This is a genomic window from Acidovorax sp. 56 (assembly GCF_002749705.1).
GTDB lineage: Bacteria > Pseudomonadota > Gammaproteobacteria > Burkholderiales > Burkholderiaceae_C > Acidovorax.
In genome coordinates, this window is record NZ_PEEV01000001.1 from 4,858,284 (window position 1) to 4,874,638 (window position 16,355).

At 64.5% G+C, this 16,355-nt stretch carries 17 protein-coding genes and 1 tRNA gene; 11 read left to right on the forward strand and 7 right to left on the reverse strand.

The window, feature by feature from the left end; all coding sequences use genetic code 11:
- Window positions 1-7: 7 nt before the first annotated feature.
- The 4 genes from CLU88_RS21665 (at window position 8) to hemW (ending at window position 3,720) form a co-directional block, all read left to right on the forward strand.
- Window positions 8-910: a PP2C family serine/threonine-protein phosphatase gene (locus tag CLU88_RS21665; RefSeq protein WP_099658374.1), complete on the forward strand. Its 903-nt coding sequence runs from the start codon at window positions 8-10 to the stop codon at window positions 908-910.
- Between the two features lie 142 nt (window positions 911-1,052).
- Entirely contained in the window at window positions 1,053-1,781 is a 729-nt protein-coding gene (gene rph / locus CLU88_RS21670) for a ribonuclease PH (protein WP_099658375.1), read from the forward strand.
- A gap of 64 nt (window positions 1,782-1,845) precedes the next feature.
- Window positions 1,846-2,445, forward strand: coding sequence for an RdgB/HAM1 family non-canonical purine NTP pyrophosphatase (gene rdgB / locus CLU88_RS21675; RefSeq protein ID WP_099658376.1), 600 nt, complete (start codon window positions 1,846-1,848; stop codon window positions 2,443-2,445).
- A 27-nt stretch (window positions 2,446-2,472) separates the two neighbouring features.
- Window positions 2,473-3,720 (forward strand): radical SAM family heme chaperone HemW, encoded by a 1,248-nt coding sequence (hemW, locus tag CLU88_RS21680; protein ID WP_199173488.1) that lies wholly within the window; start codon window positions 2,473-2,475, stop codon window positions 3,718-3,720.
- 64 nt (window positions 3,721-3,784) lie between these two features.
- On the opposite strand, the gene CLU88_RS21685 is transcribed toward hemW, so the two are convergent.
- Window positions 3,785-4,111 (reverse strand): I78 family peptidase inhibitor, encoded by a 327-nt coding sequence (locus tag CLU88_RS21685; protein ID WP_099658377.1) that lies wholly within the window; start codon window positions 4,109-4,111, stop codon window positions 3,785-3,787.
- Window positions 4,112-4,378: 267 nt separating this feature from the next.
- On the opposite strand from CLU88_RS21685, the gene CLU88_RS21690 reads away from it, so the two are divergent.
- Complete coding sequence (locus CLU88_RS21690) at window positions 4,379-6,373, forward strand: bifunctional 2',3'-cyclic-nucleotide 2'-phosphodiesterase/3'-nucleotidase (RefSeq protein ID WP_233205632.1); 1,995 nt, start codon at window positions 4,379-4,381, stop codon at window positions 6,371-6,373.
- 317 nt (window positions 6,374-6,690) lie between these two features.
- Here CLU88_RS21690 and CLU88_RS21695 read toward each other — a convergent pair whose 3' ends face one another.
- Both CLU88_RS21695 and radC read right to left on the reverse strand, forming a co-directional pair.
- A complete protein-coding gene (locus CLU88_RS21695) occupies window positions 6,691-7,341 on the reverse strand; it encodes a Smr/MutS family protein (RefSeq protein WP_369827701.1) in 651 nt (216 codons plus the stop codon).
- A 311-nt stretch (window positions 7,342-7,652) separates the two neighbouring features.
- Complete coding sequence (gene radC, locus CLU88_RS21700) at window positions 7,653-8,366, reverse strand: DNA repair protein RadC (RefSeq protein WP_099658379.1); 714 nt, start codon at window positions 8,364-8,366, stop codon at window positions 7,653-7,655.
- A gap of 110 nt (window positions 8,367-8,476) precedes the next feature.
- Between radC and CLU88_RS21705 the strand changes: the two genes are divergently transcribed.
- Both CLU88_RS21705 and ispH read left to right on the forward strand, forming a co-directional pair.
- Entirely contained in the window at window positions 8,477-8,941 is a 465-nt protein-coding gene (locus CLU88_RS21705) for a peptidylprolyl isomerase (protein ID WP_099658380.1), read from the forward strand.
- Window positions 8,941-9,936: a 4-hydroxy-3-methylbut-2-enyl diphosphate reductase gene (gene ispH / locus CLU88_RS21710; RefSeq protein WP_099658381.1), complete on the forward strand. Its 996-nt coding sequence runs from the start codon at window positions 8,941-8,943 to the stop codon at window positions 9,934-9,936. The genes CLU88_RS21705 and ispH overlap by 1 nt, the downstream gene beginning before the upstream one ends.
- A gap of 65 nt (window positions 9,937-10,001) precedes the next feature.
- Here the strand turns inward: ispH and CLU88_RS21715 are convergent, their stop codons facing one another.
- Complete coding sequence (locus CLU88_RS21715) at window positions 10,002-10,700, reverse strand: HPP family protein (RefSeq protein ID WP_099658382.1); 699 nt, start codon at window positions 10,698-10,700, stop codon at window positions 10,002-10,004.
- Window positions 10,701-10,892: 192 nt separating this feature from the next.
- Here CLU88_RS21715 and CLU88_RS21720 point away from each other — a divergent pair, with 192 nt between their 5' ends.
- The 4 genes from CLU88_RS21720 (at window position 10,893) to CLU88_RS21735 (ending at window position 14,088) form a co-directional block, all read left to right on the forward strand.
- The gene (locus tag CLU88_RS21720) at window positions 10,893-11,834 is read left to right on the forward strand and encodes a threonine/serine dehydratase (protein ID WP_099658383.1); all 942 of its coding nucleotides are present in this window, start codon (window positions 10,893-10,895) and stop codon (window positions 11,832-11,834) included.
- 33 nt (window positions 11,835-11,867) lie between these two features.
- The gene (gene serS, locus CLU88_RS21725) at window positions 11,868-13,190 is read left to right on the forward strand and encodes a serine--tRNA ligase (protein ID WP_099658384.1); all 1,323 of its coding nucleotides are present in this window, start codon (window positions 11,868-11,870) and stop codon (window positions 13,188-13,190) included.
- Window positions 13,191-13,382: 192 nt separating this feature from the next.
- Window positions 13,383-13,895 carry a DUF1993 family protein gene (locus CLU88_RS21730; RefSeq protein ID WP_099658385.1) on the forward strand — a complete coding sequence of 171 codons (513 nt, stop codon included), beginning with the start codon at window positions 13,383-13,385 and terminating at the stop codon, window positions 13,893-13,895.
- A gap of 103 nt (window positions 13,896-13,998) precedes the next feature.
- Window positions 13,999-14,088: transfer RNA gene (locus CLU88_RS21735), tRNA-Ser, on the forward strand.
- 137 nt (window positions 14,089-14,225) lie between these two features.
- Here CLU88_RS21735 and CLU88_RS21740 read toward each other — a convergent pair.
- From CLU88_RS21740 to CLU88_RS23370, 3 genes are read right to left on the reverse strand one after another with little or no spacing between them, the layout of a single operon-like run.
- On the reverse strand, window positions 14,226-15,017 hold the full coding sequence (locus tag CLU88_RS21740; protein WP_233205551.1) for a dienelactone hydrolase family protein: 792 nt from the start codon (window positions 15,015-15,017) through the stop codon (window positions 14,226-14,228).
- On the reverse strand, window positions 14,992-15,963 hold the full coding sequence (locus CLU88_RS21745; protein ID WP_099658386.1) for an IS481 family transposase: 972 nt from the start codon (window positions 15,961-15,963) through the stop codon (window positions 14,992-14,994). Before CLU88_RS21745 ends, CLU88_RS21740 begins: the two co-directional genes overlap by 26 nt.
- A complete protein-coding gene (locus tag CLU88_RS23370) occupies window positions 15,957-16,352 on the reverse strand; it encodes a hypothetical protein (RefSeq protein WP_233205552.1) in 396 nt (131 codons plus the stop codon). Before CLU88_RS23370 ends, CLU88_RS21745 begins: the two co-directional genes overlap by 7 nt.
- Between the last annotated feature and the right edge of the window lie 3 nt (window positions 16,353-16,355).

A 16,355-nucleotide genomic window follows, 5' to 3' on the forward strand; every position in this document is an offset into this window, starting at 1 on the left:
AGTCGCTATGAAATTTTCGGTTTTCCAGATCAGCCGCCGTGGTGGCCGCGAAAAGAACGAAGACCGCATGGGCTATTGCTACACGCGCGAATCGGGCCTGTTCGTTTTGGCCGACGGCATGGGTGGCCACCCCGAGGGGGAAGTGGCTGCGCAAATCGCGCTGCAAACCGTGTCGGCCCTGTTCCAGCGCCAAGCCAAGCCCCAGATCCAGGATGTGCAGGAATTCCTGTCGGGCGCGCTGCTGGCGGCCCACCACCAGATTCTGCGGTATGCCTCTGAGAAAGGCATGATCGATACGCCACGCACCACGCTGGTGGCGGCAGTGCTGCAGGGTGGCTCGGCCTCGTGGATCCATTGCGGCGACTCGCGCCTGTACATGGTGCGCGATGGTGAGCTGCTGACCCGCACGCGTGACCACTCGTACCTGGAGCTGCGCAACGCGCCGCCCCCTGGGCTGGACCGCATCAACCGCAACGTGCTGTTCACCTGCCTGGGCTCGCCGACCAAGCCCATCTACGACATCACCGGCCCGGTGTACCTGGAGCAGGGCGACCGCATTCTGCTGTGCTCTGATGGCCTTTGGGGAACCTTGAGCGACGAAGAAATCGCCAAGCAAATGGCCCGCCAGGCGGTATCGCATGCCGTGCCCGACCTGGTCGAAGAAGCACTGCGCAAGGCGGGCGAAAGCAGCGACAACGTGACGGTGGTGGCGCTGGAGTGGGAAACGCCCGATGCGTTCGAATCCACCCAGGGCGTGTCTACCGACAGCATCAGCGACGATGTGTTTGCCTCCACCATCCAGGCCGGGCCGCTCGATGGTTTGGTGGATGACCTGGACGACGCCGCCATCGAGCGCTCGATCGCTGAAATCAACGAAGCCATCCGCCGCTCTGCTGCCCGCAGGGGTTGAGGGGCGCTGACCCTTTTGCACCGGGGCTATTGGTGGCGACTGGTGTCTATTGGCGGCCCTGGGCCGCCCTTGGCGCTCCATTGCAGCCTTGCCTGCTCCTGTCTTTTCCTGTCTTTTCTTTTGCGATGCCATCGCTTGTGCCATGACCACCTTCCAACGCTCCGGCCAACGCGCCGCCGACCAGTTGCGCCCCGTGCGCATCATCCGCCACTACACCATGCACGCCGAGGGCTCGGTGCTGATCGAGTTTGGCAACACCAAGGTGCTGTGCACTGCCTCGGTGGAAGAGCGCGTGCCCCCACACAAGCGTGGCAGTGGCGAAGGCTGGGTGACGGCTGAATACGGCATGCTGCCCCGCGCCACCCACACCCGCAGCGACCGTGAGGCCGCGCGCGGCAAGCAAAACGGCCGCACGCAAGAGATCCAGCGCCTCATCGGCCGTTCGCTGCGCGCGGTGTTTGACTTGAAGCTGCTGGGCGAGCGCACCATCCAGCTCGACTGCGATGTGATCCAGGCCGATGGCGGCACGCGCACTGCCGCCATCACCGGCGCCTGGGTGGCCGCGCAAGACGCAGTGAACATGCTGATTGCCGCCGGCAAGATCACCCAGTCGCCCCTGCGCGAGCCCGTGGCCGCCATCTCGGTGGGCATCGTGCAAGGCACGCCGCTGCTCGATCTGGAGTATGTGGAAGACGTGGGCTGCGACACCGACATGAACGTGGTGATGACCGGTGCGGGCCACTACGTGGAAGTGCAGGGCACGGCCGAAGGCGTGGCCTTTACCCGCAAGGAAATGGACCAACTGCTGGCGCTGGCCGAAAAGGGCATTGCCGAGCTGATCCAACGGCAGCAGCAAGCACTGGCCGTTTAATCAATTGCTATTTATTTGATAGCTGCTTGCGCTTGATAAATAAGCGCTAGGGCCTGATTTGACTATGAAACTCGTGTTGGCATCCAACAACCAGGGCAAGCTCGCCGAGCTGCAGGCCATGTTCGCCCCGCTGGGCGTGGAACTGGTGCGCCAGGGCGACCTGGGGGTGGGCGAGGCCGAAGAGCCCTTTCGCACCTTTGTCGAAAACGCGCTGACCAAAGCCCGCTTCGCCTCGCAGCACACCGGCCTGCCCGCGCTGGCCGACGATGCGGGCATGTGCGTGGACGCCTTTGGCGGCCTGCCGGGCGTGGACACCGCCTACTACTGCACCCAGTTTGGCTACGAAAAAAGCGATGCCAACAACGTGCGCGCCTTGCTGGAGCAACTGCAAGGCGTGGCCCACCGCCGCGCCGCCATGGTCAGCACCCTGGTCGCCGTACGCAGCCCGCAAGACCCCGAGCCGCTGATTGCCGTGGGCCGCGTGGTGGGCGAGATCACCACCGAACCGCGTGGCAGCAATGGCTTTGGGTTTGACCCGATCATGTTCATCCCTGAATTTGGCAAGACCTTTGCCGAGCTGCCCGTGGAAGTGAAGAACGCCAACAGCCACCGGGGCCGCTCCGCCGCGCAAATGCTCGCCCTGATGCGCGAGCGCTGGTTTTGAACATTGAGTGGTGAGAAGAGCCTGCCCGTGACCCATATCCCGATTGCCCCGCACACCGACGATGCGCCCGCCGTGGTGCGCGACATCCAGCACTACATGCGCCCCGGCCTGCTGCAACTCACAGCCCTGCCGCCTTTGTCGCTGTACGTGCACCTGCCCTGGTGCCTGAAGAAGTGCCCCTACTGCGACTTCAACTCGCACGAAGCGCGCGGTGGCAATGCTGCGGGTGAGGTGCCAGAGCAGCGCTACATCGACGCGCTCATGGCCGACCTGGAGGCCGCGCTGCCGCTGATCTGGGGCCGCTCGGTGCACAGCATCTTTATCGGCGGCGGCACGCCCAGCCTGTTTGCGCCGCAGGCGATAGATCGCTTGCTCAGCGACATCCGCGCCCGCTTGCGGCTGGAGGCTGACTGCGAGATCACCATGGAGGCCAACCCCGGCACCTTTGAAAAAGACCGGTTCCGCGCCTACCGCAGTGCGGGCGTCACGCGCCTGTCCATCGGGGTGCAGAGCTTCAACGATGCGCACCTCAAGGCCCTGGGCCGCGTGCACGACCGTGCCCAGGCCCTGGCAGCGGTGCAAGAGGCTGCCAGCGCGTTCGACACCTTCAACCTCGACATCATGTACGCGCTGCCGGGCCAGACCCTGGCGCAGATGGAGCAGGACATGCAGCAGGCGCTGCAACTGGCACCGCCGCACATCTCCATCTACCACCTCACCATCGAGCCCAACACCTACTTCGCCAAGTTCCCGCCCGCCATCCCTGAGGACGACCTGGCCTACGCCATGCTCGACCGCATCACCGAGATGACGGGCGCTGCAGGGCTGGCGCGGTACGAGATTTCAGCCTACGCCCGCGAGGGCCACCAGTGCTTTCACAACACCAACTACTGGCAGTTTGGCGACTACCTGGGCATTGGTGCGGGCGCGCACAGCAAGCTCAGCTTTGCGCACCGCGTGGTGCGGCAGGTGCGTTTTCGTGACCCGGCCCGCTACATGGACAACGCCCTGGCAGGCCATGCCGTGGCGCAGGACGACGATGTGCGCCGCGCTGATTTGCCGTTTGAATACATGCTCAACGCGCTGCGCCTGCGCGGTGGGTTTGCGTTGCCCGAGTTCACCGAGCGCACGGGCCTGCCGATCAGCGCCATCGCCAAGGCGCTGGAGGCGGCGCAGAGCAAAGGCCTGATCGTGCGTGACGGCGTGCAGGTGCGCCCCACCGAGCGGGGCTTTGACTTCTTGAGCGACCTGCAGGAGTTGTTTTTGGCGGACTGAGCAGGGCTCCAGGGCGTGGACGTGCAGCGCGCGCCCGCCAAGCCAGGTGCGCCCGTCGTCAGCCTTAGCCGCAGCGCACGGCGGTGATGCGGCCGCTGTCGTCCACCAGCAGGTTCAGGCGCTGCTCGTTGTATTCCTTGGTGATCATCTGGCCGGGCCGCAGCACCCGCGCCATGTGGGCGCCGGATTGCACGCGTGCCGCTTCGACCACGCTGGCAGTGCTGTCCTTGCCCACAAACGACTGCGCGGGCGCTGCATTGCACTGCCCGCCCACGGGTGGGGCGCCGGGTGCGGTCGGGGCGGGGTTGGCGCCTGCGCCGTGGCCTGCGCAGCCTGCCATCAAACCAGCGGCCACGGTGCTGCAGGCCACCATCCAGAGGGTGTGTCTCATACCAAAACTCCTAGTGCCGAAAAATGAACCACACCATAGCGCAGTTGGGCCGGGATGCGGTGTCGGCGCGTAACGGGACTTGCGCTGGCTGGCTTGGGGGCAAGGTCCGTCACAGCGCTGTCAAACTGTCTTTACACACTCGTGGTTTTGTTTCTTCCTGGGTTCCCCATGTCGATAAAGACCTTTGTGTTCCGCTCTGCTCACCCCGCCCAGCCCGGGCACCCTGGGCACTTGTCGCGCCGCACCGCCACGCTGGGCGTGGTGGCCATGGCCGCATCCACGGCCCTGCTCACTGCCTGCGGTGGCAGCGATGGGGGCCCGTCCAACGCCGGTGCCACAGCCACCCTGGCGGTGCTGGAGACGACCGACCTGCACTTCAACGTGCGCAGCTACGACTACTTCAAGCTCGCTGAAGACAAGAGCTACGGCTTTGAGCGCACCGCCACGCTGGTGCGCGCTGCGCGCAAAGAGTTTTCCAACACCTTGCTGGTGGACAACGGCGACACCATCCAGGGCACCGCGCTGGCCGACTACGAGGCCACCATCAGCCCCATCCCCTGCACGCAGCAGCTGTCGATGTACAAGGCCATGGGCGCACTGGGCTTTGATGCGGGCACGCTGGGCAACCACGAGTTCAACTATGGCCTGCCCTTTTTGAACCAGGTGCTGGGCGGTGGGCTGGATGTGGACGGTGTGGACGCCACCAAGAAATGCGCAGGCGCGGGCTACCCCGCTGTGCTGGCCAACGTGTACAGCAGCAAGACCAAGAAGCCGCTGGTGCAGCCCTACACACTGCTGGAGCGCACGCTGGTGGCCAAGGGCACCGATGGCCAGGAGGTGAAGCTGCCCATCAAGATCGGCGTGATCGGCTTTACGACCCCCGGCATCATGAACTGGGACAAGCGCTACCTCGAAGGCAAGGTCTACACCGAAGGCGCTGTCGAGTCGGCCACCAAGTACGTGCCCGAGCTGCGCGCTAAGGGCGCCGACATCGTCGTGGCGCTGCTGCACGGCGGGCTCGATAGCGCGGCCTACTCGCCCACCATGGAGAACCCCGGCCTGCACCTGTCGAAGGTGGCGGGCATTGACGCGATGGTGATGGGCCACCAGCACGGCGTGTTCCCCGACACGGCAGCCACCCCCAGCTTCAACCTGCCCGGCGTGGACCACAAGGCGGGCACCATCAACGGCGTGCCCGCGGTGATGGCCAGCTCCTGGGGCAAGGCCCTGGGCGTGGTGCAACTGGCGCTGCAATGGGATGGCAACAAATGGGTGATCAACAAGACTGCCAGCAAGAGTGAGCTGCGCAACATCCAGAGCAAGAATGCCGCAGGCGCCACGGTCTATGTGGATGCGGATGCGACCATCGCCCCGCTGATCGAGACCCAGCACCAGGCCGCGATCAAGTACGTGAAGACACCCATCGGCCAGACCGACTTCCGCATGAGCACGCTGTTTGCCGATGTGGGCGACCCCGGCGCGATCCAGATCGTGAACCAGGCCCAGCAGGCTTACGTGGCGGCCTACATCAAGGCCAACCTGCCGCAGTACGCAGCGCTGCCCGTGCTGTCGGTCAGTGCGCCGTTCAAGAGCGGCTTCCAGGGCGGGGCGGACTACACCGACGTGGCGGTGGGCCCGCTGGCCATCAACAACGCGGCCGACCTGTACCTGTACCCCAACACCGTGTACGCGGTGAAGGTGAATGGTTCGGACATCAAGAACTGGCTCGAGGCCGCTGCCCAGCGCTTCAACCAGATTGACCCGACCAAGACCACCGAGCAGGCGCTCATCAGCACCTTCCCCGGGTACAACTTCGACATGTTCACCACGGCCGATGTGCAGTACGACATCGACGTGACACAGGCCAAGGGCAGCCGCATCAAGAACCTGACCTATCTGGGCAAGGCCATGGACCCCGCACAGGAGTTCGTGATCGCCACCAACAACTACCGCGCCACCAGCGGCAAGAGCTTCATCGACAAGCTCGACGGCTCGGGCACCATCTGGGCCTCGCCCGATGCCAACCGCGACGTGGTGATCGAGTACATCCGCAAGAACCCCGCCGTGACGCGCACCGCCAACGGCGCCGCCAAGAGCTGGCGCTTTGCCAAGGCCACCGTGGCCGGGCCGGTGGTGTTCAGCTCGGGTGCCAACGGGCTGGCCGTGGCGCAGGCTGCGGGCCTGGCCAATGTGAGCCTAGTGGCGGCGGACGATGGCAGTGGCAAGGGCACTTCCAAGTACGCCGTGGATTTGTCCAAGTAAGCCTGTGGGCCGTCTGCCTGATGGGCGGGCGGCTGCTGAGGTATCGGATTGGAGCCACCCCGTAGGCATCTACGGGGTGGTTTCTTTTTTGCTATTAAAGATATAGCTGCTAGCGCTTGTGGATAAAGCGCTAGAGCCTGTTTTACCTGATTAGCTATTTGCCTCAGATATCACTCCATCCGTTCGGGCTGAGCCCGTCGAAGCCAGGGCTTGCCGCGTGCGTGCAAGGCTTCGACGGGCTCAGCCCGAACGGGTGGGGACGAGAAGGTGTCTGCGGTAGGTCGCCAATCAGGTGTTTTTATCAAAGATTCAGGGCCTCAGGCGCTGCGCCCGCCCGCAGGCTGCAGCAGCACCAGCAGTGCCCCGGCGCCGCCGTCCATGGGGCGGGCCTGCACAAAGGCCAGCACTTCCTTCTTTTGCACCAGCCAGCCCTGCACGCGCCCTTTGAGCACCGGGCTTTTGCCGGGCGAGCCCAAGCCCTTGCCGTGCACCACGCGCACGCAGCGCACGCCCAGTTTGTGGGCGTGGCGGATGAAGTCGCCCAGGGCCTCGCGGGCCTCGTCTACGCGCAGGCCGTGCAGGTCCAGCTGGCGCTGAATGCTCCAGTGGCCCGATCGCAGGCGGCGGGTGATCTCCACCCCGATGCCCGTGCGGCGAAAACTCAGCTGGTCATCGGTGTCGAGCAGGGTGCTCACGTCAAAGTCATCGCTGATGGATTCCATCAGCACCCGCTCTTCGTCCAGCCAGTGCTGCACCGGCAGGGGCGGGGGCAGTTGCGGCTCCAGCCGCGCCAGGTTGGGCTGGGGCAGGGGCGTGATGGGCCCCACGGCTCGGCTGAACAGGGTGCGCTCGGACGCCTGCCGGGCTGCGGCTTCGCGGCGGGTCTGGGCCTCGGCTTCGGCGCGTTGCTGCTCCTCGCGCAGTTGCCGGGCCACGGTGGCCAGGTCGTGCAAATCATGCAGGCGCACGCTGGGGCGGCGTGGGGCGGCGGGCGTGCGCCGGGCCTTGGCGGGCTGTGTTGCGCCTTGCGCACCTGGGGTGTTGGGCACCGGTGCGTGCGGCGGTGTTTGGCGCCAGGCTTGCAGCGCCGCCTTGCGGGCTGCGGCCGCCGCCCGGCGCGCTGCACGCGAGGGGGGCGCAGGTGTCTTTGCGGCTGGCTCTATGGCTTTTTTGGCAGGGCCGGCGGGCTGCGCCGCGCGTGTCAAAGCAGCGGCCAGGGCGCCGCCGAGCTCTGGCGCCGTGGGGGCTGCGGGCGGCTGCTGTGGCGGAGTGGGCTGCGTCACACCAGCCCCTGTTCCGCCATCGACAAGGCCTGGCCCGGCGCCACGATGACGTGGTCCAGCACGCGCACATCGACCAGGGCCAACGTGGTCTTGAGGGTTTGCGTCAGCGCCTCGTCGGCGCGACTGGGCTGCACGCTGCCGCTGGGGTGGTTGTGGGCCAGCACCACGGCGGCGGCCTGGTGGTGCAGGGCGCGCAGCACCACTTCGCGGGGGTAGACGCTGGTCTGGGTCAGGGTGCCGCGAAACAGCTCTTCCAGCGCCAGCAGGCGGTTTTGCGCGTCCAGAAACAGCACGGCAAATACCTCGTGCCCCTTGGCGGCCAAGTGCAGTTGCAGGTAGTGCTTGACTGCGTTGGGCGAGTCGAACACTTCGCGCTCACGCAGTTGCTGGGCCAGGGCCCGGCGCGCGAGTTCGAGCACGGCGACCAGCTCGGCGCGCTTGGCGGGGCCCAGGCCTTTGATGCGCTCCAGATCGGGCGCGCTGGTGTGCAGCAACCCGGCAATGCCACCAAAGCCGCCGGTGAGGTGGCCCGTGTCCGGGTCTACGGCAGGCGGATCTAGCAGCTCTTGCGCCATTTGCAGCACGCCTTTGCCCACGATGCCGGTGCGCAGCAAGATGGCCAGCAGCTCGGCATCGGCCAGCGCGGCGGGGCCACGGGCCAGCAGTTTTTCGCGCGGCTGGGCGTCGGTGGGCAGGTCTTTGAGGGCCATGGCGCGGTTGTGTCGAAGAGGCGGGGGAGGGGCTGACGAGCGGGCGGGGCGGGTGGCAAAGTAGGGGTTTGCCCGGTTTTCTACAATCGCAGGAGTTTATCGAGACTGCCATGACCACAACCGCTGCTGCTTTGCCCACCGTCCAGCCGGGCTCCTTTCTCACTTTGCACTACCGCCTGGCTGGCCCGGCGGGCGATGTGATCAACACGTTTGCCGACAAGCCCGCCACTTTGTCGCTGGGCACGGGCGAGCTGTCGCCCGCCATGGAGCAGCGCCTGCTGGGCCTGCCGGAGGGCACGCGCACCACGTTTGAGCTGCCTGCGGGCGAGGCCTTTGGCGAGCGCAACGCCGACATGCAGCAATGGGTGGCGCGCAAGCTGCTCAATGAGCTGGGCGACCCGGACGAAAAATACAACGTGGGCGATGTGGTGCAGTTCCCCACGCCCGACGGCCTGAGCAGCTACGCCGGTGCCGTGCAGCAGGTGCGCGAAGACGGTGCCGTGCTGTTTGACTTCAACCACCCGCTGGCGGGCCAGCCGGTCACGTTTGAAGTGCAGTTGATCGGGGTTTTGTAATGATCAGCCCCCAGGAGGTATTGCTGGCCGAGCCGCGCGGCTTTTGCGCGGGCGTGGACCGGGCCATCGAGATCGTTGAGCGCGCCATCCAGAAGTTTGGCGCTCCCATCTACGTGCGCCACGAAATCGTGCACAACACCTATGTGGTCAACGACCTCAAGGCCAAGGGCGCGATCTTCATCGAAGAGCTGGCCGACGTGCCGCCCGGCTCCACGCTGGTCTTCAGCGCCCACGGCGTGAGCCGCGCGGTGCAGCAAGAGGCCGAGCAGCGCGGTTTCAGCATTTTTGACGCCACCTGCCCGCTGGTGACCAAGGTGCACGTCGAGGTGGCCAAGCTCGCCAAAGAGGGCTACGAGTTCATCATGATCGGTCACAAGGGCCACCCCGAGGTCGAAGGCACCATGGGCCAGCTGGACCACGGCATCCACCTGGTGGAAGACGTGGAAGACGTGGCCCGCGTGCAGCCTGCGCAAACCGCCAAGCTGGCGGTGGTGACGCAGACCACATTGAGCGTAGACGACGCCGCCGAGATCACGGCAGCGGTGCGCGCGCGCTTTCCGAGCGTGCGCGAGCCCAAGCAGCAAGACATCTGCTACGCCACGCAAAACCGCCAGGATGCCGTGAAGGTGCTGAGCCCGCAGGTGGATGTAGTGATTGTGGTGGGCAGCCCCACCAGCTCCAACAGCAACCGCCTGCGCGAGCTGGCGGCGCGCCTGGGCACCCAGGCCTACATGGTCGACAGCGCCGAAGAACTGCGCACCGAGTGGTTTGGAGGCGCCGCCCGCGTGGGCCTGACGGCGGGTGCCTCCGCCCCCGAAATCCTGGTGCAGCAAGTCATCGACCGCATCAAGGCACTGGGGGCGGTGTCGGTGCGCAGCATGTCGGGCATCGAAGAAACCATCAAGTTCCCGCTGCCCAAGGGCCTCAAGATCGACGCCGCCACGGGGCTGGAGATTTCCCAGCGCATGCCGGAGACGGGTCCGGCTGCGCATTGAGGGGTTTGCTATTTATTTCATAGCTGCTGGCGCTTGCTGATAAAGCGCTAGAGGCACTTTTTGCTTCAAGGTTGATGGGGCGCAGGCCCGCTCCACAAATCCAGCGGCGGGTCTGCCGCCACGGCGCGCAAGATGTCGGTGCGCGAGATGAACCCCGCCAGCACACCCGCCTCGTCGGTCACCGGCAAACCGGGCAAGCCAGTGGTCAGCAGCACGCTGGCCACGCGGCGCAGGGCGGTGTCGGCTGCCACCGTGGTCACGGGGCTGATCATCACTTCAGACACCGGGCGGCGCGCCAAGGCAATGGCCTGCTGCACTGCCCCGGGCTCGGGCAGCAAATCCAGTGGGGCCATGTCGGCACGCAGCAGCAGCCCCACCACGCGGCCCCGCTCGTCCACCACCGGGGCTTGCGCCACCTTGTGTTCGGCCAGGGTTTGCCAGGCGTCGTTCACCCGCGTGCCGGGCTCCACACTCAAGGCCCCGTGGCTCATCACATCGCGCACCAGCGTCAGGGGCTCGCGCCGGCGCTGAGGGCCCTTGCCCGTCTGGACATAGGCGGCCACCGCATCCTGCAGACGCAGGTTGACTGCGGGCGCATGCTTTGCATCCTGCGGAGCAGGGGCGGCGGCTGCGTCTGGGGGAATGTCCGTGCCCCGCGTGCGCAGCGCCTGGGGGCGCTCCACCCGCCGCACTGCGGCAATCTGGGCCAGGTTTTCAGGCCCCCCTCGGTAGATCTGGCCCGATGGGCCGAATACAAAAAACATCACCACCTCCTGTGGGGCTGCGCTGGCGCGCCGAATAGGGGCTTGTTGATAAACGAATCTCCCACTCTGTGCGCGATCGGCCTTTAGCGGATGGTATCGGCATCAGGGGCCAGGCCATTGAGTCCTGCTGCGGAGGGGTGGTAAGGCCGTTGCACCCTACACTGCAAGCCCTTTCCCATCGGAGCCCTCTGAATGATCGACCGCGCCGCCATCTCTGCCGCCCGCCAGCGCCTGGCCTTGCAGCCCCACTTCTTGCGGACCACGCCGCTGCTGCGCCTGCCCGGGCAGGCGCTGGGGGTGGACTGCGCAGAAGTCTGGCTCAAGCTGGAGCACCTGCAGGTGGGCGGCAGTTTCAAGGCCCGGGGCATGCTGTACCGCCTGCTCGCCAACCCGGTGCCCAGCAGCGGCGTAGTCATTGCCTCCGGTGGTAACGCAGGCATTGCCGTGGCGGCGGCGGCCCAGGCCCTGGGTGTGCGCTGCGAAGTGTTTGTGCCAGAGGTTTCGCCCGAAGCCAAACGCGCCCGCCTGCGCGCCCTGGGGGGCGAGGTGGTGGTCACCGGCGCAGCCTATTCCGAAGCGTATGACGCCTGCGTGGCGCGCCAGCAGGCCACCGGCGCATTGCAGGCCCATGCCTACGACCAGTCCGAGGTGGTGGCCGGTGCAGGTACCCTGGCGCTGGAGCTGGAAGAACAAGCGGGCCATCTCCCCGACACGGTGCTGGTCAGCGTGGGCGGCGGCGGCCTCATCGGCGGTGTGGCCGCATGGGTCGAGAGTCGCGCCCATGTGGTGGCCCTGGAGCCCGAGCGCGCGCCCACGCTGCACGCTGCGCGGGCGGCGGGCCAGCCGGTGGATGTGGCGGTGGGCGGCGTGGCCGCCGATTCCCTGGGGGCCAAGCGCATCGGCGCCATTGGCTGGGAAGTGAGCCAGCGCCACGTGCACGATGCCTTGCTGCTGCCCGATGACGCCATCCGCGCCGCCCAGTTGTGGCTGTGGAAAGAGCTGAAACTGGCCGTGGAACCCGCAGCCGCCCTGGGCTTGGCTGCCCTACAAACCGGCGCCTATAAGCCGCAGCCGCAGGAGACCGTGGGCCTGATCCTGTGTGGTGCCAATTTCGATCCGACAACGCTGGCCTGAGCCCAGTGCCGAGCGCCCCTTTAAAATCCTCACATGCTTGACATTCTTCTTCTCCGCAAAGACCTCGACACTGCGATCGCGCGTCTGGAAACCCGCAAAAAGCCCCAGGCCTTCCTGAACGTGGAAGCGTTCCAGGCACTGGAATCCGAGCGCAAGACGCTGCAGACCCGCACCGAAGAGTTGCAAGCCCAGCGCAACCAGCTGTCCAAGCAGGTGGGCATGCTGATGAGCCGTGGCGACAAGGACGGTGCCGAGGCCATCAAGGCCCAGGTGGCCGCAGGCAAGGTTGAGCTGGAGCAATCCGCCGCCCGCCTGGAACAGATCCAGGCCGAGCTGCTGGCCATGCTGGTGGCCGTGCCCAATTTGCCGCACGAATCCGTGCCCGTGGGCAGCGACGAGGCTGGCAATGTGGAAGTGCGCCGCTGGGGCACCCCCGCCACCTTCGCTTTTGATGTGAAGGACCACGTGGACGTGGGCACCCCGCTGGGCCTGGACTTTGACATGGGCGTCAAGCTCTCGGGCTCGCGCTTCACGGTCATGAAAGGCACCATCGCCCGCCTACACCGCGCGCTCAGCCAGTTCATGCTGGACGTGCAGACCCAGGAGCACGGCTACACCGAGTGCTACGTGCCCTATGCCGTGAATGCCGATTCGCTCAAAGGCACCGGCCAGTTGCCCAAGTTTGAAGGCGATTTGTTCGCCGCCAAAAAGGGTGGCCAAGACGGCGAGCCCGTGCCCGACAACGCGGCGCTGTACCTCATCCCCACCAGCGAAGTGCCGCTGACCAACTTTGTGCGCGACGTGGTGGTGGCTGAAGACCAGCTGCCGATCAAGCTCACAGCCCACACACCGTGCTTCCGCTCTGAAGCGGGCAGCTACGGCCGTGACACGCGCGGCATGATCCGCCAGCACCAGTTTGACAAGGTCGAGATGGTGCAGATCGTGCACCCTGAAAAGAGCTACGAAGCGCTGGAAGAAATGACCCGCCACGCCGAAGCCGTGCTGCAAAAGCTGGGCCTGCCTTACCGTGTGATGAGCCTGTGCACCGGCGACATGGGCTTTGGCGCCGCCAAGACCTACGACCTGGAAGTGTGGCTGCCCGCGCAAAACACTTACCGCGAGATCAGCTCGGTGAGCAACTGCGAAGCCTTCCAGGCCCGCCGCCTGCAAGCCCGCTTCAAGAACGCCCAAGGCAAGAACGAGCTGCTGCACACCCTGAACGGCTCGGGCCTGGCCGTGGGCCGCACCCTGGTGGCCGTGCTGGAAAACTATCAGCGTGCGGATGGAACCGTCGAGGTTCCGGCTGTTCTCCGCCCCTACATGGGCGGAGTGTCGGAGCTTGCGCCGCAGGCTTAAGTAGGAACCTCTGCGGCGCTTCTTGCGCTTCTTGCGCTCTTTGCAAACGGGCCTTCGGGCCCGTTTTTCATGCCCGGTAGGTATTAAGGTGGCGCCGCCAGCAGCATCCTGGGCGTTGTGGTGCAATCCGTTGCCGCTGCGGGCGCCACGCCACAGCGTCGCGATCACACCCACCTACCAGGACCGATTTCCATGACCTACCCCATGCACACCTCCAGCATCCCCGTGTTTCGCCAGATGCTGGGCGCCCTGAAGGACGTGCTTGCCAAGACCGAGGCCCACGCCACCGCCCGCAAGATCGAGCCCGATGCCCTGCTGCAAGCTCGGCTCTACCCCGACATGTTTCCCATGGCCCGCCAAGTGCTGATTGCCTGCGACTTCGCCAAGGGCGTCTGCGCCCGGCTCGCTGGCGTTGAGGTGCCATCGTTTCCTGACGGCGAGCGCCCCGGCTTTGCAGAGCTGAACGAACGCATTGATGCGGTGCTGGCATTCATCGAAGGCCTGCCCGCCGAGAACTTCGCCGAAGCCGCCACCCGCCAGATCACCCTGCAGCCCGGCACTCCGCGTGAAAAGCAGTTTGTGGGCCAAGCCTACTTGCTGCACTACGGCTTGCCTCAGTTCTTCTTTCATGTCACCACCGCCTATGCGCTGGCGCGCCACAACGGGGTGGAACTGGGCAAGCGCGACTACATGGGCAAGGTCTGAGCGGACAGAGCGCCACGTGCCGAGCGTGCCCCCGCGCTCGTTAAGCGGCAGCAGGTGCGTGCTGCTCAAAAAAGCTTGCTATAATCGCAGGCTTCGACGCATTGGAGAGGTGGCAGAGTGGTCGAATGTACCTGACTCGAAATCAGGCGTAGTGGCAACACTACCGTGGGTTCGAATCCCACCCTCTCCGCCATGTATTAAGGCCCGGTAGCTATCTAATCAATAGCACCGGGTCTTTTTCTTTTTGGCTTGTTCGTAGAAATTCAGCGCTCAAGAGGGGGCTGTGCACTGTCGTTCAAATTTGGGCGCTGTCTTTGTTGGCGGCGTACTTCATTGGATGCCTTTCAGAAACGCCAGAACGTCTTTTACGGCCTGCTCTCGGGCCTTCTGGTTACTTTCCACCGTGACCCAGGACGTCTGCCTGCACTTTGGTATGTAGGCATTCCATTCGGCGTTGTCCGTAAAGGTCTTTCCTGAATACTTGTCTTGAGCTGGCCCCCAGCTGCGGTCATTCGTTCCATAGGGCATTCGCACGTCCATGGAACAGAGATTGAAGTTGCCTTCGTTGTATTTCTTCCATGGCTGGTTGAGCCGGTCAAACACATGCGTGGCACCCGGATAAATCTTGTAGCTCACCGGATTGCCTGCTGCCGCGTACTCATCTGCCAACTCCATACAAGGCTTTGGCAAGGTCATGTCGTCTTTTTCACCAAGAATCATGAGCAGGGGTGCGGGTAGCTTGCTGTGGTGATCCACCCTATAGCGCATGTTGCAGCCGGGGTAGACCGCAATGCTGCCGGACCATTTCAGGTTGGCGGGAAGCACATGCTGCTGGTATGTTGGCCATGCAGCATCCAGCAAGGCTTGCCCGCCGCGCGACCAACCCATGTGGAAGATACGACTATTGTCGATCTGCGGATGGGTTGCCAGCAACTTGAGCGCATACAGGGCATCAGTGGTGTTGGCCACCGTGTTCCAAGTCAATTGCTTTGTGGGGCCGGTCACTCGGTCCTCGCCACGCGGCTTGAAACTGTCCACTACGAACACGGCATAGCCCGCGTTGTTCAGTGATTTGGCCCATACATCGAAGTACAGGCTACTTGTCGCATCCCGGACGATCATATGGTCGCTTGCGAAACAGATGCTGATGCGTCTGGTACCACTCTTTCATAGCCTGCATCGGTGTACTGCTCTTGAGCGCTGACTGCGGCAACTGGTGGTTGTACAGGGCCACATAGCGCAGCAGGGTCTGCTCCATATCCTCGCGGCTGTTGAACCTATGGGTCTTCAGAACGTCCGCAATGCGGCCGTTAAACCGCTCCACCATGCCGTTGGTTCTGGGCGTCCTCGGCTTGGTCAAGCGGTGCTCTATGCCCAGCTCCTGGCACAGTTGGTCGAACTCATGGTTGCCGCTGGGTTCGCGTTCCTTGCTGGCAAACAGACGGTCCGTGAACTCTTTGCCGTTGTCGGTCAGCAGCCTGTTGATCCTGATCGGACAGGCCTTGTGCAATGCCTTGAGGAAGGCCTGTGCACTTGCTGCAGTCTTGTTGGTTTTGAACTGCACGAACACCCATCGCGTGGCCCTGTCGATGGCCACGAACAGGTAGCGTCGGCTGCTCTCATCCTGCATCTGGGGCAAGTACTTCACATCCATGTGCAAGTAGCCTGGCTCGTAGCTCTTGAAGGCCTTGTAGGCCAGCACAGGCTGCTGGGGTTTGAGGGCATTGAGGTTGCCCGCTCCATGGCGGCGAAGGCACCTGTCCAGCCCGGAGCGCGAGACATGGGCGCAGATGAACTCCCGTGTCACGGCCAGCAGGTCATCCAAAGGCAGCAGCAAGGTACGTCGCAAGTGAACCACCACGGTTTCTTGCGCAGGCGTGAGCACAGTTTGCAGGTAATGGGCCGTGTGCGAGCGGTCTGCAAAGACGGAACGCTTCTTCCACTTGTAGACCGTCTGCTCAGTGATCCCAAAGCGTTGGGCCAGGACGCTGGCTGGTTCATTGCTCGCTGCGATCTCGGCACGCACGGCAGGTGTGGTACGGGCGTTCTTGTGCAGGGCTATCAGCATGGAGTCACTCCTGGGGTGGATTGCAGGGACTCTATCAACTTCTTCAAAACAGCTCGGGCCATAAAGAGCGGATAGCGTTTAGAGTCTATGCAATCGTCCGGGATGCGACAGCTACTCACGCCCTCACTGCCGTGCGAGAACACCACCGCTGGTACCTTTCCGCTGCTCGCTTGGGTTGGCATCAACAGATCGCCGTAAACCGTCACCTCAGGACCCAACCGGCCACGGATCAGTGCCCAGCGTTGATCGGGAGTCGAGGATGTGAACTCAATGCGGCCGGTTTGACCAGCACTGAGGTCTGATAGTGGTGCGGCCTCCACAGCAGGAGATAGGGAGGCAGCAGTCCAAATCGCCGCGATGAAAACAGCAGAGAGCTTTTGTTGATTCATTTT